Raw genomic sequence first — 20,913 nt, forward strand, 5'->3', positions numbered from 1 at the left:
CATGGCAGCTTTGCGTCTGCGCCCGCGGGATACGGTGGCCCGCTGGATTGCCCTGACCACCCTCATTGCGATGCTCACGTCGCTGGCGTTCAACGCGTTGTTTATCCAGTTGGCCGGCGTCTGGGCGTATCCACCGCTGGCCGAAACCGGCCTCCTGGAAAAAACCGCGTCCATTACCCGGATGATCGAAGCCTCACAAGTATCGCAGCGCGAACGCCTGGCCGAGGCCGCCAGCGAAAGTACCTTCAGCGTCAGCTGGCATGCCACCCGTCAAGGCCTCGACTTGCCGGACACTCCTGAAGCGGCTTACCGCACCGCCTCACCGGAGGCCCAGCGCCTGTTCAACACACCGACCCGCCGGGTCGAAGCCTATCAACCCGGCGACTGGCCACAGAAGAACGGGCATTACGCCTTGCTGGTGCAACTGGCGGATCAGTCCTGGCTGATGTTCAGCGTGCCGTCACGCAGCTGGGGGCTGGCGGAAGGGCCACGCACCCTGATCGTGATTCTGCTGGTGTTGCTGTCGACCGGTATCGTCGCGCTGATCGCCACCCGCCGACTGGCCAAACCCCTGCAGCAATTCGCCCAAGGCGCCCGACGCTTTGGCGTCGATTTCCGCGCACCGCCCATCGACCCGGTCGGCCCGCATGAAATCCGTCAGGCGATCCTCGCGTTCAATGCCATGCAGGCCCAGTTGCAGCACTTCATCAAAGACCGCACGCAGATGCTCGCCGCCATCTCCCACGACCTGCGCACCCCGCTGACCCGCATGCGCCTGCGTGGCGAATTCATCGAAGACCCCGAGCAGCAGCAACGGCTGTTTCGCGACGTCGACGAAATGCAGGCCATGATCAACTCCGCCCTGGAATTCTTCCGCGACGACGCCCGCCTGGAACAGGCAACCCAGTTCGACCTGGCCGAACTGCTGCAAACCCTGATCGACGACTACCGCGACCAGTCCATCGACATCACCTTCAGCGGCCCACCCCGACTGGTCTACTTCGGCCGCCCACTGGGGCTGAAACGGGTGATCACCAACTTGCTGGATAACGCGATCAAGTACGCCAGCGAGCCGGCGATTGAACTGCGCCAGGAGGACGAACAGGTGATCGTTCGCGTACTCGACCGTGGGCCGGGGATCCCGGCTGACAGTTATGAACAAGTGTTTGCGCCGTTCTTTCGGCTGGAAGGGTCGCGGAATAAGAGCACGGGGGGCGTGGGGCTGGGGTTGTCGGCGGCGCGGGCGATTGTGTTGGAGCATGGTGGGACGTTGACGGTGAGGAACCGGACGGGGGGAGGGTTGGAGGCGCGGGTGGTATTGCCGGTGCAGGAAAGTTAGAGACGATTCGTGGTTGATGGCCAGCTGCCATCTAACGATAATCCTGCTCCCCTGTACTCACGCAAGGAAACGCCGTGAAAAAATCCCTCCTGCTCGTCCCACTGCTCGTGCTGCTGCAAGGTTGCGGTGTGACCATGACGCGTTATGAACCGAGTTACGAGAACGTCCAACAGCTTAAACAGACCCCACCGCTGCAATCGATCAGCAATGCTCAAGTGAAGGCGGACTCTGGCCAGGGCTCGTTGACGGTTCGGGCTAATCCGATCCGTTCGCCGAGTGGCAGCATCCCTCTGCATATTCAGGAGGCCATTAACGAAGAACTGCGTCGAGCAGGCCTGCTGGATCCGCATGCACAGCGGCGCCTCGATGTATTGCTGGTCAAAAATGAGCTGACAGGAGGCATGGGCACCGGTACTGGCGAGCTTGCAGCCCGTTTCACGATGTTCAAGGGCAATGAGGTGGTTTATGACGCGACCAAGGATGTGAATCGCCAATGGGACAGCAGTTTTTTCGGATTCATTGCGATCCCGAATGCTGCCAATGCCTACAACCCGATGGTTCGTGATTTGTTGAAGAGCCTGTACAGCGATCCGCAGTTCATTCAGGCCCTGAAATAAGGGTTATAAAAGAGCCGCAAGTGCTAATGCCAGTCAGTTAACGTTATTTTTGCGAGGAGTGCTTCGGGCTGTTCGCCAGGCTCAAGCTCCCCCTCACCCTAGCCCTCTCCCCAGGGGTGAGAGAACTGACCGAGGTGGTCTTTCGAGTTACATCGACCTGAATGTCCGAGTCGAACTCAGGTTTCGAAAGGCATGGAGATCTGCTCCCTTTCCCCTCTCCCTCGTGGGGAGAGGGCTGGGGTGAGGGGTGGATTTCGGATCAGAACAGAGCATTCAGGTGCTGAGTTTTCTTAACTGATCGGCATTAGCCGCAAGTGCGGCTCTTGTTTTTTATCAGGCCCGTGGCACGTGGGAATCGAGTGCCGAATATTTCAGGCTCTTGCTCTCTACCAATTGTTTGAGCAACGCGTTGACCTGACGACTGAAGGTATCGCTCACCGCCGCTTTCGGGGTGTTACCCATCAAAGGCAGAAACCAGATGCCAATCCAGGTATGGACCGCGTCATGGTTACTGGTATTGCTGACTGGCAGCCCTTGTTGGTCAAGCGCCTCGAGGCTCATGGTGTATTCATCCGTCCCCATCGCAGGGATGACGGTCATGGTGAGTCCACTGATATAGGCCATGGCCAACTGACCACCTCCCGGCGGGTGGTTGTACACCTTGAGGCGCAGGTTGTAGTCGCCTGGCTGTTGCTGGAACTTGTCCAGCGTGACGCGGCCAAAGAGCCCGGAATCGTTCAGCACTTTTTGCAGTTCAGGCTTGAGCATGTCGCGTGCCTGTGGAACTTCAACAGCTGAAGCGCTTTTTGGCTCGCCCTGATAGAAGTCGAAGTCGACATAGACATTCGGCTTGTTCGAATAAGCGGACATGGACGGCATAGTCACCGGAGCCACTTCGTCCTTGGTAAAACTGGCGCAACCGCTCAGCCCAAGCACCAGGGCCAACCCCAGAATTTTTCCAGATTGCATGACGACTTCCTTAATTGATGGCAAAGCGCCTCCATGCGGAGTGCGGGGCGGATTCTAGAGAGTGTCAGGTGATTTCAAAAGGCCATATCTAAGAAAATTTGGCTGGGAACAGGAAAAAACAGATTTTTTCAATAGCCTGAAGGGCTGCTTCACGTACGTGGGAAGTCAATCAGCGTTGATCAAGGTTGTTGAGCCGAGAAACCTTGCAGTGGGAGGGCTGGAGGTGAGGGCGGTGTTCAGTTGTCACGAAAATAGATAAAAAATGGGCAGCCTTGCCCAGGTCGCCCATTTTATCCGCGCAATAATGTTGTGAACTCTAATATTTAATAACAGCCCGCCTTGATTAAAGATATTGAACGCTCCGCTTAATGCCACTGACTCCTTACTTCCTGCCACTGAGTTTCTGACAGCCACTTGTCTGCCATTGGAAAGAAGATATTCTCCTCGCTTTCCATATGATCATAGTATTTCTTGATAAAGTCATCGATGGTATCAGCGATCACTTTTATTTCCTGAGTTGAGTCTTCCAACGCCTTGAGTTGTCCAGCAATGCGCCCAAATGCCAGATGGTCGCGCTCGATATCCTTGACCCGTGGGTGGATCGGTGCCTCGGTCTCCAGCAAGGCCCGCCGGATAATCTCTTCATTTTCATGGTGATGCCGCTCTGCGTCGCCATGCAAGGCTTCCAGTTCCTGAAACAACAACGTGCGATCATCGGCATCGGCGGACTCATGCTTCATTTTTCCCAGTAATGCTTTGATCTGGGTAATTTTTTTAGCCACCTCATGATGGTAGGTGTGCAGTTCATTCAACAGGGTGTTCATATAAAGTCCTCTCCGCTGCACCAAGGCATCATGGGTTAATTATTAATCAGCAACTTCCAAGGGTGGCCAAATATATAAACTTCCATCACGTCTAATACCTCTACCCACAGCATTCATCACTATGGACTAAACCTTCTTAGTATAGTCGGGCGCCCAATACTCACCCCGGGAAATGTGCAGCCCTTGGATGAATTGGAAATATCAGGTCAGTGTTGATATGCGTTATTTGATTTGCAGCAGGAAATGCTGCAAATAACAGAGGACGGTGGTTTTGGAGGGGGGGAAGAACGGGGGGTTATCAAGCGGAGCATGAGGTTGCCCCTTGGCCTGTCTTCACAAACCAAGGGGCAATTCCAATGGATCAGGTGAACCTAAGCCTCCCAGCCCGCCTCACTGACTGCCTTCTGCACCAGCGGGTGCAAGTCTGCGCCCTGATGCTCGGTTTGCCAGGCGAGCAACTCCTTGCGCATGCCGGGCGTCCAGTACATTTTCATATGATTACGCACGTCGAGCGCGGCTTGTTGCTGGTCCGGTTCGGTGGCGAAGTACTGGGCGATCTGGTTAGCCATTTTGATCAGGTTGGCAGTGCTCATCGGCGTACCTCGGCTTTTGCTCCGGCGCGTGCCGCACGACGTTCGTCGAGCAGGCGTTGCTGTTCGTCGCTGAACGCCTGATAGCGTTTTTGCCACTCGGAAGGGTGGTAGACGCGGCTGACTTCCACGGCGGTGACCTTGTACTCCGGACAGTTGGTGGCCCAGTCGGAGTTGTCGGTGGTGATGACGTTGGCCCCCGATTCCGGGAAGTGGAAAGTGGTGTACACCACGCCCGGGGCTACTCGTTCGGTGATCCGCGCACGCAGGACGGTTTGCCCGGCGCGGCTGCCAATGCCAACCCAGTCACCTTCGTTGATGCCACGGCTCTCGGCGTCGGTCGGGTGGATTTCCAGACGGTCTTCGTCGTGCCAGGCAACGTTTTCGGTACGCCGGGTCTGCGCGCCGACGTTGTACTGGCTGAGGATGCGCCCGGTGGTGAGCAACAGCGGATAGCGGCTGTTGACCTTTTCCTCGGTGGGCACGTAGCCGGTGAGCATGAAGCGCCCTTTGCCGCGCACGAATTCCTCGATGTGCATGGTCGGCGTGCCGTCCGGTGCCTCGGCGTTGCACGGCCATTGCAGGCTGCCGTGGCGATCCAGCGAGGCGTAGCTGACGTTGGTGAAGGTCGGCGTCAGGCTGGCGATTTCATCCATGATTTCCGACGGATGCTGGTAGTTCATCGGGTAACCGAGGGCGTTGGCCAGGGCCACGGTGCCTTCCCAGTCGGCCTTGCCGCCCAGCGGTTCCATGACCTTGCGCACTCGGGAGATGCGTCGCTCGGCGTTGGTGAAGGTGCCGTCTTTTTCGAGGAACGAGCTGCCCGGCAGGAACACGTGGGCGAACTTGGCGGTTTCGTTGAGGAAAATGTCCTGCACCACGATGCATTCCATGGCCGACAGGGCCGCGGTGACGTGCTGGGTATTCGGGTCGCTCTGGGCGATGTCTTCACCCTGGCAATACAAGCCCTTGAAGCTACCGCCCAGGGCGGCTTCGAACATGTTGGGAATGCGCAGGCCCGGATCGGGTTGCAGCGTAACGTTCCAGGCCTGTTCGAATTGCGCTCGTACCACCTCGTTGGAGATGTGCCGATAGCCGGGCAACTCGTGCGGGAAGGAGCCCATGTCGCAGGAGCCCTGAACGTTGTTCTGCCCACGCAGCGGGTTCACGCCCACGCCTTCGCGGCCGATGTTGCCAGTGACCATGGCCAGGTTGGCGATGCCCATGACCGCGGTGCTGCCCTGGCTGTGTTCGGTAACACCCAAGCCATAGTAGATCGCCGCATTGCCACCGGTGGCATACAGACGGGCAGCGGCGCGGATGTCGGCAGCGGCAACGCCGCAGATCTCGCCAAGGACTTCCGGCGAGTTTTCCGCACGGCTGACGAACGCCTTCCACTGGGCGAAATCGCTGCCCTCGCAACGGGCGTCGATAAAGTCCTGGTTCAGCAGACCTTCGGTGACGATGACGTGGGCCAGGGCGTTGAGCATGGCGACGTTGGTGCCCGGGCGCAGGGCCAGGTGCAGTTCGGCGCGGGCATGCACCGTGTCCACCAGATCAATGCGGCGTGGGTCGATGACGATCAGCCGCGCGCCTTCACGCAGGCGGCGCTTGAGCTGGGAGGCGAACACCGGGTGGGCGTCGCTCGGGTTGGCGCCCATCACCAGAATCACGTCGGCTTGCATCACCGAGTCGAAGCTCTGGGTGCCGGCGGACTCGCCGAGGGTTTGTTTCAGGCCATAGCCGGTCGGCGAGTGGCAGACCCGCGCACAGGTGTCGACGTTGTTGTTGCCGAACGCGGCGCGCACCAGTTTTTGCACCAGATAGGTTTCTTCGTTGGTGCAGCGGCTGGAGGTGATGCCACCAATGGAGTCGCGGCCATATTTTTGCTGCAAACGGCGGAATTCGCTGGCGGCGTAAGTCACCGCTTCATCCCAGCTGACTTCCTGCCAAGGATCGTTGATGTGCTTGCGGATCATCGGCTTGGTGATGCGATCCGGGTGGGTCGCGTAGCCCCAGGCAAAGCGCCCTTTGACGCACGAGTGGCCGTGGTTGGCCTGGCCGTTCTTGTCGGGGACCATGCGCACGACCTGGTTGCCTTTCATCTCGGCGCGGAACGAGCAGCCCACGCCGCAATAGGCGCAGGTGGTGATCACGCTGTGTTCGGGCTGACCCAGCTCGACCACGCTTTTTTCCATCAGCGTCGCGGTCGGGCAGGCTTGCACACACGCGCCGCAGGACACGCATTCCGAGTCGAGGAAGTTCTCGCCACCGGCGGCCGCGACCCGGGATTCGAAACCGCGCCCGGTAATGGTCAGGGCAAAGGTGCCCTGGGTTTCTTCACAGGCGCGTACGCAGCGGTTGCAGACGATGCACTTGCTCGGGTCGTAGTCGAAGTAGGGGTTGGAGGTGTCCTTCTGGTCGTCCAGATGGTTCTCGCCTTCGTAGCCGTAACGCACTTCCCGCAGGCCGACCTGGCCGGCGACGGTTTGCAGCTCGCAGTTGCCGTTGGCCGAACAGGTCAGGCAGTCCAGCGGGTGATCGGAGATGTACAGCTCCATGACGTTGCGGCGCAGGGTCGCGAGCTTCGGCGTCTGGGTGTGCACGCTCATGCCTTCGCTGACCGGCGTGGTGCAGGACGCCGGGTAGCCGCGCATGCCGTCGATCTCGACCAGGCACATGCGGCAGGAGCCGAAGGCTTCCAGGCTGTCGGTGGCACACAGTTTGGGAATGGTGGTGCCGAGCATTGCGGCGGCGCGCATCACCGACGTGCCTTCGGGCACGCTGATGCTTTGGCCGTCGATGTTCAGGGTGACCTGCACTTCGCTGTGGCGAGCCGGGGTGCCCAGATCGATATCGGTGTTCGGGTCGAAGAGAGTGATCATTGGTCGGCCTCCGAGGCTTGCAGACCGAAGTCAGCGGGGAAGTACTTGAGGGCGCTGACCACTGGATAGGAAGTCATGCCGCCCAGCGCGCACAGCGAACCGTACTGCAGGGTGTCGCACAGGTCCTTGAGGATGATCACCTGTTCATCGCGACTGCTCTGGTCCGGCGCGGCCAGCAGGCGGTCGATCACCTCCACGCCACGGGTCGAGCCGATGCGGCAAGGGGTGCATTTGCCGCAGGATTCCTCGGCGCAGAACTGCATGGCGAAGCGCGCCATGTGGGCCATATCGAGGCTGTCGTCAGCCACCACCACACCACCGTGACCGAGCATGGCGCCGATGGCGGCGAACGCTTCGTAATCCAGCGGCGTGTCGAATTGCGAAGGTGGCACCCAAGCGCCGAGAGGGCCGCCCACTTGCGCGGCTTTCAGCGGTCGGCCACTGGCGGTACCGCCGCCGTACTCTTCCACCAGTTCCCGCAGGGTCAGGCCAAAGGCCCGCTCTACCAAACCGCCGTGACGAACATTGCCCGCCAGTTGGAAGGGCATGGTGCCCAGCGAACGGCCCATGCCGTAATCGCGATAGAACTGCGCGCCCTTGGCCATAATCAGCGGCACCGAGGCCAGCGTCAGTACGTTGTGCACTAGGGTCGGCAGGCCGAACAGGCCCTGCAACGCCGGGATCGGTGGCTTGGCGCGGACGATCCCGCGCTTGCCTTCGAGCGAGTCGAGCAACGCGGTCTCTTCACCGCAGATGTAAGCGCCGGCACCGACCCGCACTTCCATGTCGAAGGCTTGGCCGCTGCCGCCGACATTGGCGCCGAGGTAACCGGCGGACCGGGCGATATCTAGCGCCGCGCGCAGTGTGGCCACAGCCTGTGGATATTCCGAGCGCACATAAATGTAGCCGTAGCTGGCGCCGACGGTGATGCCGGCAATGGCCATGCCTTCGATCAGCAGGAAGGGGTCACCTTCCATCAACATGCGGTCGGCGAAGGTGCCGGAGTCGCCTTCGTCGGCGTTGCACACAATGTATTTTTGCGCCGCCTGAGTGCCACGCACCGTGCGCCATTTGATCCCGGCCGGGAACGCCGCGCCGCCACGGCCACGCAGGCCCGAATCGAACACCTCAGTCGCGGTCTGTTCTCCACCGAGGGTGATGGCTCTTTTCAGACCCTCGAAACCGCCATGATCCAGGTAATCGTCAATGGACAGCGGCTGGGTAATACCGGCGCGGGCGAACAGCAGGCGTTGTTGCGTCTTCAGATAGGGCAATTCTTCCACCAGGCCCAAGGCCAGCGGATGAGCAGACGGCTCGCCTTGCAAGGCATCGAGCACTGACGGCACATCGTCCGCGGTCAGCGGGCCGAAGCCAATACGGCCTTGCGGGCTGTCCACTTCCAGCAGCGGTTCCAGCCAGTACAGGCCGCGAGAACTGGTGCGTTGCAACTCCAGAGGCACAAAGCGTCCCCGGGCATGGGTGATAAGAGCTGCCGCAACCTCTTCGGCACCCACGGCACGGGCCAGCGAATCACAGGACAGATAGAAAGCCGGCATCATGCGTCCTCCTGGCAAGCATCAAGCAGGGCATCCAGACGCTCGGCACTGAGCCGCGCATGCACCTGACCATCCAGCTCCAGAGCGGGCGAGCAGGCACAGGCGCCGAGGCAATACACCGGACGCAGGCTGATGCTGCCGTCGGCACTGCTGCCGTGGTCGTCCAGTTGCAGGCGTTCACGCAATTGCGCCGCGAGCTGCTCGGCACCGCGGCTCTGGCAGGACTCGGCCCGGCACAAGCGCAGGATATGCCGCGCCGGAGGGGCGGTGCGGAAGTCATGGTAGAAGCTGATCACCCCGCGAACCTCGGCCTGGCTCAGGTTCAGCGCATGGGCAATCTCGGGGACGGCGGCATCGGGGATGTAACCGATGCCCTCCTGAATATCATGAAGGATCGGCAACAGCGCGCCGGGCGAACCCTTGTGGCGCTCCAGCAGGTTGTTGACCATAGACAGGTGCAACATCTCATCAGGCATACAGCATTCCTCACGATCACGGGCAAACCAGGTGGTTGTCGGTTGTCCGAAAGTGTCGGCTGCGGCAGTCACGCCACGTCACGGTATCGTGGCATTTTCAGGCCGTTGGCCAGGCACCCTGAGCGGGCATCTTGTTGGGCCCGGTACGGTCTTTGCCGCACCTCTTCAGGGCATATAGGGCAGCTTGCCACGCCGCCTTTGATTGATCCGCACCAAAGCGACGTGTTCGGTTCTGCCTACGACTATCTATTGAGTCTAGAAGAGTGTGGCCCAAGGCGCCGTCTCTGGAAGGGATTTATGCTTTTTTGCTTTAGGGGTTATGCAAAAAGGATTGCAGGCGGGGAAGGTAACGGCTGAGCTCACCGGGAGGCATCCGACGGTGGAGATTTCGAAACGGATTTCTCAACATTCGCTCCGACCCGAATACTGACCCCCCCCGAAAACCTCGGGGCTAATCCCAAATCCCACTCAGCACCCAGCCCCCCTGTGGGAGCGAGCCTGCTCGCGATAGCGCCAGATCAGCCACCACCAATGCTGAATCCCCAACCATCATCCCAACCAGTCCACCCCCACAAACATCACACCTCACCAACGGGGTCTGTCCCCTTTTCTGCGAGTGGACAGCGAAATGGCAAAATAGTAGCGTCGCGCCACTTTTTTCATCTTTGTAACGGACTACACATGCTCACTCTCGCTCCAGCCTCGCGTCTGTTCTGCGCGATCACTTTCGCCGTCGTGATGACCCCGGCGCTCGCCGACTGGGAAGAAACCCCGGAATACGCCTGGAAGACCTACCTCTCCGATTGCCAGAAATTACAGCGGGCAGTGACCGATGTGCAGAACGGGCGCCAGACGGCCAAGGATGTCTTGTCCACTATCGAGAGTCATCTGCGAACCTTTACTGTACATCGCAAGAACCTCGCCCAGCAAAGCCTCGGCTCCCCCGATTACGCCCGCTGCGAAAGCGTCATCCCCCAAGCGCAAGACATAGCGGCCAAGGGCAGTGCTGAATACGGCGAGGAAATAGATCAGCATTTGCAGCAAGCCCAGACCGAACACCTGAACTCCCCGGAATACAAGCGTGCTCGCTCTCTGGGCTTCAGCGACGTCGGCGAAATCGGGGCCCTCGACCAGCACGCCGAGCTGGATGGCGAAGCGAATCTGAAGACCTTGATGATCAAAGTCGATTTTGGTTGCGGCCGCCATTTCCGCGCCGCGTATTACGCCAAACCCTATGTGATCTACACCGTCCGTCGTTCGGATGGCAGCTGCGGCGTCTATAAGCACGTCGCAGTGCTGGGCGGCGAAATGGTGGAGCGAGGCGATTACATTGATGAGGAAGGGGTTTTTCAGTACGTGGGGTGGAAGCAATTGGCCGGACCGGAAGGATTTCCCATCGACGTTCGAGTCGTAAAGGCGCTGAAGTAACCTGCAGGGATTTTTCTTCAGGCGGAAGATGGACAGATGATCGACTTCAACAACAAAGGGCTTCTTCAAAGTCAATCAGAACGATGAATACACCGAACGCGTAACCGCCTTGTTGTCCAGATGATTTGAAACTGCGAGGGCTGTGAGTGCTGGAACTCAGGACAAATGTCACTGAACACACACAACCCCTGTAGGAGCGAGCCTGCTCGCGATAGCGCCAGATCAGCCAACACCAATGGGTGTCTCCTTTTTTGTTGACGCCTCCCGGCATGAAATCCGTACTTCGATCTCGAGAGTGGCCGATTATTAATGAGCACCTGGCTCATTCCACATACCGGGCCCGACTAAAAAACAGCGCCGCCCCGCTACCGACGGCATAGATCGAAGCGATGCCCAGATCGAAGCCGGCAATGAAAGGCGGCAGCATGAAAATACTTATAAACCCCAGCGCGAGCAGGATGATGCCCAGCCATTTTCTGAGGCGGTAGGATTTCAGATAGAAGAAGAACAGCAGGAACACCGCGTAAGCACCGGCATACAAGCCATATTCGCTCATGGTCTATACGCCTTGATTCGCTGCGGCGAAAACACCACTGGTGAGGATGGCGATACTCGTTCGTTGGGCATTGAGTAAATCCCCCTGTTGCCGGGTCAGGGGTTTGGAGATCCCGACCATCATTTGGCAGGGCAAATCCTTGGCGAGCATTTTGTCGTACAGCTCCACCACCAGATTGCTCACTTCATAGTGGGCGGCTTTCGTTTCACCAAAATGCAGCGTTCTGAGGCTACCCCGTTCACTGGCTGACAGGGTGAAGCGCGATACGTTGAAGACAATTCCATGGTTGCCGGAAAACTGGTCACTCTCAAACTTCAATGCTCGCATCCTTGTCGAGTCTGGAAAGGCGGGGAGTCTGTCTTGGCCCATGGGCGTTCGCAAGCGCTTGGTAATACGCTGAAAAAGACTTTCATCTCGGGTGAAAGTGGAGGCGCTTTGACCTGCCCCTGTACTTCCCAACAACTTCGCTATCGAACGCTAGCGATGAAACGCAGGATTTCCCGCTCGACCTGTTCGGGCTGGTCGAGCTGTATCCAGTGTCCCGTATCCGCCACCACGGCGTGGGGTAACTCCGGTCGTAACGCGTAGAGCGCATTGGGATTGTCGTTCGCGCTACTGACCAGAAGAAAAACAGGACCTTTCCATGCATCCAGCGCGGGTTCCGGGTTCCAATTGGCAAACGCCACCGCAAACCCCAACCGTGCGGTCGCATCGACCGCAGCACAATCTTCCAGAACTCTGGACGTTACCTTTACGTTATTGCCCGCAATCGTGGCGTAGAACCCCTGTTGCACATCAAGGCTCGCAGGCCCCGCCAGCGCTTCCAGCATTCCGGCGCGAACCTCATCGGGAAGTGCCCTTGGATCGGTCGCGGGATCAAGCAGGAACACGCCAGCCACGCGGTCGGCGTATCTGGCGGCATAGTCCAGCGCTGCGGCGCCACTTCCGCTGTGGGCCACGATGATGAAACGCTCAAGCTTGAAGGCGGCGGCTGTATCGATGATGTCCTGCGCACGCCCTGCATATGAATAGTCACCATCCGCAGCCGGGGAGCTGTCTCCGCTGCCCCGTGAATCCAGGGCATAGACTTTCCTGTCGCGTCCGATAGGTTCGAGCATTTCCGCCCACTGGCTTGCTCGACCGGAGTCCGCATGGAGGAAGAGCACCGGCAAACCTTCGCCGTGTCCTGCTTCAATCACAGCAAGATTGCCCTGCGTTCCAGCGAATAGTGTCTGCTTCATAGTGTTCTCCTTTGTGTGTTCCGCACCGTCCGTGGAAAAAGATAAGCCGACGACAACGCCGATCAGCAGCGTAGGGCAAAGAAGGGGGGGGGCAGGGTACGTTTTCTCATACCCATGATCGTGGTCTCTCCCGTGTTTCCCAAATCCCAGTCAGCACGCACAACCCCTGTGGGAGCGAGCTTGCTCGCGATAGCGCCAGATCAGCCAACATCAATGCTGAATACCCAGCCATCATCCCAAACAATCCGCCCCCACAAACTTCACACCTCACCAACCGGTATCAGGAAAGAAACGGGGACAGACCACGATCATGAATGTGATCAAACCTTATCTGTCCCGTGTTTCCCCCCGTCCTAGGACATTTCCCGCAAACCGTAGCGCCTTCCATGAACTAGCGGCAGCTCTTCTTCAGGGATAGCCTTCAGGTGTCGCTGCGCATCAGCGATCGGCTTTGACAGGCTGAAAAATGCAAGCTTTCACTCCTCTTGATAAAGCGGCATGCTTCCCCGCGTGCAGTTTCTTTCTGGCGGCTGTGCGTGGGGCATCTTCGGGTGCACCGGGTGCTTGCGTTCCTGGTCTGTCAACCCGCGTACAGTTGCCACCCAATCCTGTTTGACAGCAGGAACTGGCAGCTTCGTTAACCAACGCAAGGAGTTCTGCCATGAAGAAAGTCACTCCCAATCCGCCTGAAGCCCCAACCTCGTCTACCTCTGATCCCGTAGATCCCGTCCCGCTCAGCGAAACCGCCCAACGCGCCGTCAGTGCCCGTTTACGTAACCCCAGTCACCCCGATCCCGTCAGCCATGTATTCACCATCGTCCCCGACGTAGACACGCCAACCTTACTGGTCCACGCCAGCGAAACCCTTGCCTCGATCAATGCCATGACCACCGACCTGGCGTTCGAACTCGAAGGCTCGCGGCGCAATGTGGCACTGGCCATTCAACAGTTGGCCGTGCTGGCCGAGTTGTTGGTAAACCGAGCGCTGGACCACCTCGACCCGCCCGATGAGTCGGTTGAGAGTCAGCCCACCGTCCACCACTGAGTGGCCGTGCTCGTTTACCCAATGGAGGTTTGTCATGGATCGATACATGCCAGTCACCGGCATTGACTGCACCATCCCGTCACTGCTGATCGATACCCAAGCACCACTCGACGTACTGCACGAAACCGCGGCCTACCGCATCCGCACCGCGACCCAACTTCTGGAGAACATCGCCATGGGCGAGGGCGTTCACAGTGAGCTGGCGCGGGTGTTGGTGACTTCACTGCGCGATGGTTGTGATTTGCTGGATGTGGTTGGGCGACGATTGCAGGTGGAGGTGTTGTTGGTATGAAGAATGGGCGACCTTGTTTAGGTCGCCTATTTTTGTTGGAGTGGGAAAAACGATTAGTTGGAAAAAGACAGGGATAGACCATGCTTTCTCAAACTCATAATCGTGGTCTATCCCTGTATCTCTCGGCCATCTCGGTAGCGTCACTGCTAGACTATGTTTTCTGCGGTCCTTTGGGCTGCCCATCAGCCCGGTCGTAAGATGGATATCAAAGAGTTTTGCCTAGCTCATGAATTCGATATGAGCAAATGTGCAGTAGATTCAGGTGGTGGCAGCTTCACGATGACGGAGCTCAAAACTTCGCCTGTCGAGTTCTTGAACTTGGCAGAAGACGATTTTGAACGGGGCGGTCTGTCTGCGCTTATTAACGCTACGACCAATGCGAAGCGGGCGATTGTCTGTCAGCTTGATCAGCTGCTGATTTCATTTGGTTATCCGTCGCTCAAATGGAATGTGCCGAAAAAAATAGAGCGATTGCGGGCGCTCGGCCTATTGGCACCAAGCCTTTTGCGTAAAGTAGTTGATATGCGGAATATTCTTGAACACGAATACAAAGCTCCTGATCTTCAATCAGTAGAAGAGGCACTGGATGTCGCAAGTCTTTTTGTAATGTCTGCTTCTGCTATGTTCATTCCGTTTGATGATATATTGGAATTTTCACTGCCTGAGTCCAGTGTTAGGGATAGCTCGGTTACGCATTTTATTGTTGGATTAGACCGAAAGCCTCATGGTGCTTTCTACACCGTCTATGCGTATGAGCCCGGCGATTTTTCCGGTCGATGCGTTGGTCAATGTGAGGTTCCATCAGGACACATACTTTTCGAGGCGATGGTGAAGCTTTCCGCATCTTTGATGCTTCGATACAAGGTCGACCAAGCATATGAGAATTTCGATAAGGCCTACGCACAGCTATGAGAGGAGAAGCGATGACAGACCACGTTTTCTCAAACCCATAGTCGTGGTCTGTCCCTATATCTCTTGCATATTAGACCTAATAGCGTCACGCCCAAAGTGAGCTCGCGTGGGCTCCATTGGTTAGAATTTTTGAGAGAAATAAATCTGTCCAATTTTTTCGTACAAGGAATTTCCATTGCTTTCATGGATCAGGCGGTTAACGGGCCAACAAGCCCGCAATTACGAACAGCGATTTGACCAAGCCTTGAAACGCAGCAAAGCCTGGGGCCTAGCGCCCTCGGGGTTCCGTCGCTCCCGAGAGCGCTTTGTCAGCGAGCACAACCTCCAGCTTTTTCAGCAAGTGGTGTCGGCGGCAGTATCCCATTGCCAGGCTGAAGATGTGTCGCAGCAGTGTTTTGCGGTAACTGCGACGCTCAAAGCCCCATTAGAAAGGGCGCTGGGGGTGCCGCTTGCGTTCACCTTAGGTTACGTCGAGTACAACGGCCGCAATGTTTTTTATAGCGATACTCGCGAGCTTAAGGCGATGCTGCAAAAGGGGATATCCTCCCCTGCGCTGAATCTGCATGCGTGGCTCACGCTGCCAAGTCATGAGGTAATCGATATGACGTTCGGCACGACGTACGGGGTGGTGACACAAACGCCGAGCGTCATTGGACGCATGTGCTTCCTGCATCCGGATGACATGACCGCCGATATGCAGTATCACCCGCAGTTGATCGGGGAGGATTACCTGGAACGAATCGGCGGTATGCACACCTTGCTGATGTTGTCTTGAGCCTCAGCCACGTAACGAAGTCGTCTACGACAGTGATTTATCCGTTGGCGCTGGTACCTCTGCCTGCGTCTTTGATGTCTGAATTCAGAAGGCGTGTTCGCCGGCCCCTTACCAAGTGGTTGCTGGACCCGCTATGGGGAATCCACCCACAGACCGCTTTTGGCCCAGAGTGTGTAAAAACGCTTAGCCAAAATTGAAGTGTGCGCGTCTACGTTAAATCTGAAATTTATCGGCACGTCAGCAGATGTGGATTTCGCGTAGAAGCGCGATTTCCAGTCCGGTTTTGAGTACCTGTCGCGCTCAAAAACGTTTTTACACAGCCTCGGCCGGTAGCAGCCGGACATGACTGACTGCTTTCGAGGTTTGCAAGCACAGAAGCGAAAGATTCTCTTAGCTGGTGGTAATTTGCCTTCTGGAAGCAAGTTATTTGAGAAAAACTAGCTAAGGTAAAGGTTGGAGACACAGGTGCCGTAAACCGCTAAACATCCTGCTCTCCTTTGACGCATCCTTCAGACCGATAAAACCAAGGATTTGGTGATGTGATGGCCGGAAAATCCCCAGAAGGCAGAAACCGAAATCGGCGAAAATCTGGTCAGGAATCGTCCGCCGAAGTGGAGGTCTCCTCGTTAACGCCAAAGAAAGACCCCGAGCTGGTCTTTGGGTTAGTGGGGCCGATTGGCGTAAACCTTGACCCCGTTATCGCGGTATTGAAAAGCCAGCTTAATGGCCTTGAGTACACTCCTCATGTCGTCAGGCTCAGCGAGCAGATAGAAAGTTTTTTTGATACTTCTCACAACTCGAAGCCTGAAGCTGAACGCATAGCTGCGCTCATGGAAGCGGGTACGAGACTCAGGGTTGAGGGCAACGAGGGTGCCGCAGTAGCGATGCTGGGACTAGCGGCAATCCGGCAGCTTCGAGATGACCACAGCGGAGGGGAGCCCTCAAGACACGCGTTCATTTTGAGGTCCTTGAAGCATCCTAAAGAAGTTGAAATGCTCCGGGCCGTGTACGGGAAAGGATTTTTTCTTATTTCTGTCTACTCACCTCGCGATGTCCGCGTAACCGCCTTATCTGAAAAAATAAGTAGATCCCAGTTTGGAGTGGGAACTAACCCTCGTGCGATTGCCGAAGCGTTAGTTCAAAAGGATGAGCAGGAAGAAAGCATCCCTCTCGGCCAAGATGTAAAAGATGCTTTTCCCCTGGCGGACCTCTTTGTCGACGGGAGGAGCAAATCAACTATAGATTTTCAAATAGGTCGTTTTCTACAACTCATATTTGGAAGTTCCTTTCTCACACCCTCACGTGACGAGCATGGCATTTATCACGCCAGATCTGCCGCGCTGCGGTCAGCGGATCTAAACCGGCAAGTTGGCGCTGCTATCTTGAAGCCAGAGGGAGATATTATTGCAGTAGGATGCAACGACGTCCCTAAGTCTGGAGGTGATTTGTATTGGCCGGGGGATAAAGATGACGCCCGTGATTTCCAAAAAGGTATCGACTCAATGGCAGACGAGCGGGTACAGGTTTTGGGGGAAATGCTCGAGCGCCTAAATACAAATGGTTTACTCTCTGCCAAGGCAACAGAAAAAGATATTAGCTCACTGGTGCAAAATTTGATTTCCGGGGCGGACAAAAAAATACTTAAGAACACTAGGATAATGAATATCCTAGAGTTTGGCAGGAGCGTTCATGCTGAAATGGCTGCGCTGATGTCCGCCGCGCGCTTAGGGGTATCCGTCGCTGGAGCGACGTTGTATTGCACGACATTTCCTTGTCATATGTGTGCTCGGCATATTGTGGCGAGTGGTATCAAGCGTGTCGTTTATATTGAGCCGTATCCGAAGAGCAAAGCCAAACAGTTGCATCAGGACTCGATTAGCATTGATGCCCCGACCGCGTCGAGAACGCAGGTGAATTTTGAGCCGTTCCAAGGCATCGCGCCACGTCAGTATCAAGAAATATTCGAGCCAAGTCGGCCGCGTAAAGATGATGATGGGAGGGCCGTAGACTGGCGGGAAATGGGCCATCAGCCCCGTATCGTGCGGTATATCGACACCTACCTTCAGCTGGAGCAACTGATAGTCGGTCGTGAAATTCCAAACCTTCTTGCTAAACTTAATGTTAAACTCTCAGCAGACTGAATACGGAGCGGGGAACATGAAAAAGTCAAGTGTTTTGGCGCAGCAAGTGATCAAGGCTCAACAAGCCATGCAAGAGTGGCCCGAGTCAATTAGATCTGGGCTGAAACTTGAAAACTCCGTCAGTTTTATTGTTCGCGATTCTAACGAGAAACAAGAGTCAGCATCTGGCACGAAAAATCGTAACACCCGATGATCCCTTAAATTTAGGTGTCTCGGATTAATATAGCTACCGCTGTTTTATTGTTAGCGGCTTTATATTAACTTGTCACGCTTAGATAGTGACTGAGCAGGATGCTGTACACTGCAGGTGATGAGGGTTTGATTGAGCTTGTAATGGAAAATTTGTTATTTTGACTCGAGGCTTTCAACAAAAAGGACCCGTTAGGGCCTTTTTTCAGATGATTCTCAGATTTATTTTTTCCAGCAGCCCCGTCCTAGTGCAGAGAACAAATTAGTCCCCCCCCCTTTTCTCCACGTCAGGCCGGTTCCCCGATGCACCACCACTGTACTGCGACCTCATCGTCAGGTTGAGTTACGTCATGCCCATGCTCAATGAAATGCGCTGGTGTGTGCAGCGCAAGAGCATCACTGATCCGCTCGGGCTTGAGCGTGTTGGTTTCACCGAGAAAACCCAGATAATAGTCCCGGTCATAGAAGAGGGTGATCTCGCTCTGATGAACCCATGGCCACACCAGCAGACAAGCGACCCGGTAATAACCTTGTGAGCGGTCAGCAGCGTTGGACAGGTGTCTAGCGGCTTCGAGCAGTTGCTGAATGCAGAAGGCCTGAACTTCGATCCTGGCTTGAGGGCCTTGGACCAGGGCTGCGTGCACCGGGATCTTCCAGTGTGTGTAGCGCTCCATGTGCACGGATCGCGGGTGAAACTCGTCGCGAAAACTGGAGGCCCAGCGTTCCAGAGCGCGAAGGCGGCGGGGAATGCCTCTGAGTGGCTTGTTGCTGAGGGCGATTTGCCGCATTGATACGTCCTTGTGATGCCGAAAAGTCTTTCGTTGTTGTCTGCTGGCGCAATGGAAAAGTGGATGGGGCCACTTTCATATCAGCCAAAGCCCTGCCCAGTATCAGTCCATGAAAAGGGGGCAAGCTGCCCCCAACCCGATCATTCACTGAATATCTTTCAAATAATCCTTAAGCGCAATCAGCGGACTATCAAGCTGCTCCAGCGTCTGCGCAGCGCTGAAATCTCCCGACAATCTATCCAGCTCCCGACCCAGCGGCGTACCAGCCCCACGCATTAAGCCACTTTGACTTTAATGGTCTCGATATCACCTCTGCGTACCAGCAAAGCGGCCTTTGGCTTTTGCAATGAAAAGCGGTTTCTTCTGCGTTTCATAGCCAATTCTGAGTTCACGCTCCGATCAGTTCTAGTGTGCGCTGAACGCTGAATTTGCATACGACCATCGTCACGACGATTCCTAATGGGCGAGCTGTTCTGCTAGGTTACGACGCTCACAAGGATTTTTGACAGGAGGTCATAGTGGCTAAGCCAGCAGCGCGTAAGAGTGATCCATACAGTTGTCCGTTGCCGGGGCACGGTAGCAATCCCATTGCGACAGGTTCTCCTGACGTGTTTTTTGACGGTCTTCCCGCTGCGAGTCAGGGCGACACCTGCACTTGCGGTAGTGCGCTTTCATCAGGGTTGTCTTCGACTGTGTTCATCAACGGCAGGAATGCCGCAACCATCGACACCGGTGGCGCCCACGGCGGCATCGTAGTTGGCGGGTCGGGGACGGTGATAATCGGAGATAGCCATACACCCTGCGAGTTTGTACCTCCCACGCCATTAGCTGGTTACGCGCGCTGGATCGGCTTCAGAATCCCTGCTGAAGAAAGCTACGAGGGCTTGTCGTGCATCGCGCATTTCGAGGATGGCTCATCACTGCCTGGTGTATTCGATAAAGACAACGCGGTGAAGTTTTCGAACACGTCCGGTAAGACATGCGTGATGCTCAAATTCGAAGACGAGGCGCCTATGGTTTCCTCGTCTCTCACAGAGAGCTTTTTGAACAGAATTCTAGGATAAGGAACATCCTATGACCGAGCCGTATCTCGTCACCGGCAGCTATGTTGTTCAGCGTGAGCATGCCTTACAAGACTCTCCACTCGACAAGGCGTTAGAGCTGATGGAGGGCACTGCACTGAGATTCTCTCTAGACGCGATCTCTGACGAAAAAGTAAGGGCGAGCTATACGAAAAACATAAAGCGTATGTCACAGCAGACGCTGGAGGATGTGAAGGCCGGGAAAATTACGGCGCGAGAGGGTGTGCAGTTCAGCAACGAGATGCGAAACAAGATCTTGATGGAACACCGCAAGGTCACCTCTGCGCAGGGCTTGGCTGTCGTCCAAAAAAAGAAGGCGGGTGGCAGAGATCTGCAGAAGCTTTTTGATCGTTACTCCAACGATCTTTTCAAAAAAAATTACGACTTCCTTTCTCCAGCGGAACAGAACAAGGTTCATTACACAATTTTGGAAGCGGCAGGGCGCGATGATGTCAAATTTACGCAGGGCACTAAAAAAATGCAGCTCATGGGCAAACTTGGCATTTTGGTGACCGCTGCTCTGGCTACTTATCAAATTCTGAATGCAGAAAATAAAGTAAAAGAAACGGCACGTCAGGGCCTCATAATGGGTGGCGGTGCGGCGGGTGGTATTTTGGCTGGGCTTGGAGTCAGCGCCTTCTGTGGGCCAGGCGCTCCGATCTGTGCATTTGCAGTTGTAATTGTTGGAACTGTTGCCGGTGGTTTCGCCGGCCAAACCGCAGCGGACTCGCTCGATGAGGAATTAGAGGAGTTCTCGCATTGGAACATTTTTTAAGTCAGCCTGAACTGACAAAAATTAGAGTCGCACTCTCGGATCCGTTCAATGATTTTCCGGTTGATTACGACTACATAGCAAGGCAGGTGAGAGGTGTTGATCCTCAAACCCTCTACGAGATCCTTTACTCCGAAGTCGCGCCAGTGTGCTACACCAATATTGCGGCAGCCCTTCCAACAGTATGGACAGGCTTCGATCCCGACTCCCTCAACGCCATGATTGAAGAAAGATACGCGGCCAGGAGAAACAATTGGTTTCGTAGGCAGTTCGACAAGCTGCTTGTCCGCTGGCTGGAATACAACTACGGGTATATCTGGAAGGAAATCGTCAGCAGGCTGTGAGCTCGCAGTGAGAAGTTTGGATTTTTTCGACTTGTAGCTATCAACAAAAAGGGCCCGTTTGGGCCCTTTTTCAGATGAAGCGATCTTACTTT

At 56.1% G+C, this 20,913-nt stretch carries 21 protein-coding genes and 3 pseudogenes; 13 read left to right on the forward strand and 11 right to left on the reverse strand.

Annotated features, from left to right (window positions below):
• Position 1: 1 nt before the first annotated feature.
• On the forward strand, positions 2 to 1,339 hold the full coding sequence (locus tag AC1DHT_RS13860; protein ID WP_427543079.1) for a sensor histidine kinase: 1,338 nt from the start codon (positions 2 to 4) through the stop codon (positions 1,337 to 1,339).
• Positions 1,340 to 1,413: 74 nt separating this feature from the next.
• Positions 1,414 to 1,956 carry a hypothetical protein gene (locus tag AC1DHT_RS13865; protein WP_427543082.1) on the forward strand — a complete coding sequence of 181 codons (543 nt, stop codon included), beginning with the start codon at positions 1,414 to 1,416 and terminating at the stop codon, positions 1,954 to 1,956.
• 333 nt (positions 1,957 to 2,289) lie between these two features.
• On the opposite strand, the gene AC1DHT_RS13870 is transcribed toward AC1DHT_RS13865, so the two are convergent.
• The 6 genes from AC1DHT_RS13870 to AC1DHT_RS13895 all read right to left on the reverse strand — a co-directional run bounded on the left by AC1DHT_RS13870 (position 2,290) and on the right by AC1DHT_RS13895 (position 9,256).
• On the reverse strand, positions 2,290 to 2,925 hold the full coding sequence (locus AC1DHT_RS13870; protein WP_427543084.1) for a hypothetical protein: 636 nt from the start codon (positions 2,923 to 2,925) through the stop codon (positions 2,290 to 2,292).
• Between the two features lie 365 nt (positions 2,926 to 3,290).
• The gene (locus AC1DHT_RS13875; RefSeq protein WP_427543087.1) at positions 3,291 to 3,749 is read right to left on the reverse strand and encodes a hemerythrin domain-containing protein; all 459 of its coding nucleotides are present in this window, start codon (positions 3,747 to 3,749) and stop codon (positions 3,291 to 3,293) included.
• 371 nt (positions 3,750 to 4,120) lie between these two features.
• The gene (locus AC1DHT_RS13880) at positions 4,121 to 4,342 is read right to left on the reverse strand and encodes a formate dehydrogenase subunit delta (protein ID WP_427543090.1); all 222 of its coding nucleotides are present in this window, start codon (positions 4,340 to 4,342) and stop codon (positions 4,121 to 4,123) included.
• Positions 4,339 to 7,224, reverse strand: coding sequence for a formate dehydrogenase subunit alpha (gene fdhF / locus AC1DHT_RS13885; RefSeq protein WP_427543093.1), 2,886 nt, complete (start codon positions 7,222 to 7,224; stop codon positions 4,339 to 4,341). The genes AC1DHT_RS13880 and fdhF overlap by 4 nt, the downstream gene beginning before the upstream one ends.
• Positions 7,221 to 8,783 carry a formate dehydrogenase beta subunit gene (locus AC1DHT_RS13890; protein WP_427543096.1) on the reverse strand — a complete coding sequence of 521 codons (1,563 nt, stop codon included), beginning with the start codon at positions 8,781 to 8,783 and terminating at the stop codon, positions 7,221 to 7,223. Before AC1DHT_RS13890 ends, fdhF begins: the two co-directional genes overlap by 4 nt.
• Entirely contained in the window at positions 8,780 to 9,256 is a 477-nt protein-coding gene (locus AC1DHT_RS13895) for a formate dehydrogenase subunit gamma (protein WP_019693486.1), read from the reverse strand. Before AC1DHT_RS13895 ends, AC1DHT_RS13890 begins: the two co-directional genes overlap by 4 nt.
• Positions 9,257 to 9,937: 681 nt before the next feature.
• On the opposite strand from AC1DHT_RS13895, the gene AC1DHT_RS13900 reads away from it, so the two are divergent.
• Both AC1DHT_RS13900 and AC1DHT_RS13905 read left to right on the forward strand, forming a co-directional pair.
• A complete protein-coding gene (locus AC1DHT_RS13900; RefSeq protein WP_427543100.1) occupies positions 9,938 to 10,684 on the forward strand; it encodes a hypothetical protein in 747 nt (248 codons plus the stop codon).
• A gap of 36 nt (positions 10,685 to 10,720) precedes the next feature.
• Positions 10,721 to 10,799: pseudogene (locus AC1DHT_RS13905) on the forward strand (PH domain-containing protein); the annotation flags it as partial.
• Between the two features lie 207 nt (positions 10,800 to 11,006).
• Here AC1DHT_RS13905 and AC1DHT_RS13910 read toward each other — a convergent pair.
• The 3 genes and pseudogenes from AC1DHT_RS13910 to AC1DHT_RS13920 form a co-directional block, all read right to left on the reverse strand.
• Positions 11,007 to 11,240, reverse strand: a complete 234-nt coding sequence (locus AC1DHT_RS13910) for a hypothetical protein (protein ID WP_427543103.1) — start codon at positions 11,238 to 11,240, stop codon at positions 11,007 to 11,009.
• 18 nt (positions 11,241 to 11,258) lie between these two features.
• A pseudogene (locus AC1DHT_RS13915) lies at positions 11,259 to 11,558 on the reverse strand (hypothetical protein); the annotation flags it as partial.
• A gap of 149 nt (positions 11,559 to 11,707) precedes the next feature.
• Entirely contained in the window at positions 11,708 to 12,481 is a 774-nt protein-coding gene (locus tag AC1DHT_RS13920; RefSeq protein ID WP_427543106.1) for an alpha/beta fold hydrolase, read from the reverse strand.
• A gap of 661 nt (positions 12,482 to 13,142) precedes the next feature.
• Between AC1DHT_RS13920 and AC1DHT_RS13925 the strand changes: the two genes are divergently transcribed.
• From AC1DHT_RS13925 to AC1DHT_RS13950, 6 genes are all read left to right on the forward strand, one after another.
• On the forward strand, positions 13,143 to 13,526 hold the full coding sequence (locus AC1DHT_RS13925) for a DUF6124 family protein (RefSeq protein ID WP_427543109.1): 384 nt from the start codon (positions 13,143 to 13,145) through the stop codon (positions 13,524 to 13,526).
• A gap of 34 nt (positions 13,527 to 13,560) precedes the next feature.
• Entirely contained in the window at positions 13,561 to 13,818 is a 258-nt protein-coding gene (locus tag AC1DHT_RS13930) for a hypothetical protein (protein ID WP_145015107.1), read from the forward strand.
• 198 nt (positions 13,819 to 14,016) lie between these two features.
• On the forward strand, positions 14,017 to 14,730 hold the full coding sequence (locus AC1DHT_RS13935; protein WP_427543112.1) for a hypothetical protein: 714 nt from the start codon (positions 14,017 to 14,019) through the stop codon (positions 14,728 to 14,730).
• A 175-nt stretch (positions 14,731 to 14,905) separates the two neighbouring features.
• Positions 14,906 to 15,505 carry a hypothetical protein gene (locus tag AC1DHT_RS13940; protein ID WP_427543115.1) on the forward strand — a complete coding sequence of 200 codons (600 nt, stop codon included), beginning with the start codon at positions 14,906 to 14,908 and terminating at the stop codon, positions 15,503 to 15,505.
• 542 nt (positions 15,506 to 16,047) lie between these two features.
• Complete coding sequence (locus AC1DHT_RS13945) at positions 16,048 to 17,646, forward strand: anti-phage dCTP deaminase (protein WP_427543154.1); 1,599 nt, start codon at positions 16,048 to 16,050, stop codon at positions 17,644 to 17,646.
• Between the two features lie 16 nt (positions 17,647 to 17,662).
• Positions 17,663 to 17,839, forward strand: a complete 177-nt coding sequence (locus AC1DHT_RS13950) for a hypothetical protein (protein ID WP_427543118.1) — start codon at positions 17,663 to 17,665, stop codon at positions 17,837 to 17,839.
• Between the two features lie 283 nt (positions 17,840 to 18,122).
• On the opposite strand, the gene AC1DHT_RS13955 is transcribed toward AC1DHT_RS13950, so the two are convergent.
• The gene (locus AC1DHT_RS13955) at positions 18,123 to 18,623 is read right to left on the reverse strand and encodes a DUF3916 domain-containing protein (protein ID WP_427543121.1); all 501 of its coding nucleotides are present in this window, start codon (positions 18,621 to 18,623) and stop codon (positions 18,123 to 18,125) included.
• Between the two features lie 144 nt (positions 18,624 to 18,767).
• Positions 18,768 to 18,952, reverse strand: a pseudogene (locus AC1DHT_RS13960) (hypothetical protein); the annotation flags it as partial.
• 189 nt (positions 18,953 to 19,141) lie between these two features.
• Here AC1DHT_RS13960 and AC1DHT_RS13965 point away from each other — a divergent pair.
• Genes AC1DHT_RS13965 through AC1DHT_RS13975 form a run of 3 tightly spaced genes read left to right on the forward strand, consistent with a single transcriptional unit; the run spans position 19,142 to position 20,821 of the window.
• A complete protein-coding gene (locus AC1DHT_RS13965) occupies positions 19,142 to 19,687 on the forward strand; it encodes a PAAR domain-containing protein (RefSeq protein ID WP_427543124.1) in 546 nt (181 codons plus the stop codon).
• Positions 19,688 to 19,697: 10 nt separating this feature from the next.
• Positions 19,698 to 20,480 carry a hypothetical protein gene (locus AC1DHT_RS13970; protein ID WP_427543127.1) on the forward strand — a complete coding sequence of 261 codons (783 nt, stop codon included), beginning with the start codon at positions 19,698 to 19,700 and terminating at the stop codon, positions 20,478 to 20,480.
• Positions 20,465 to 20,821: a DUF7079 family protein gene (locus AC1DHT_RS13975; RefSeq protein ID WP_427543130.1), complete on the forward strand. Its 357-nt coding sequence runs from the start codon at positions 20,465 to 20,467 to the stop codon at positions 20,819 to 20,821. The genes AC1DHT_RS13970 and AC1DHT_RS13975 overlap by 16 nt, the downstream gene beginning before the upstream one ends.
• Positions 20,822 to 20,913 lie beyond the last annotated feature (92 nt).

Source organism: Pseudomonas sp. 05N432 (assembly GCF_056396945.1).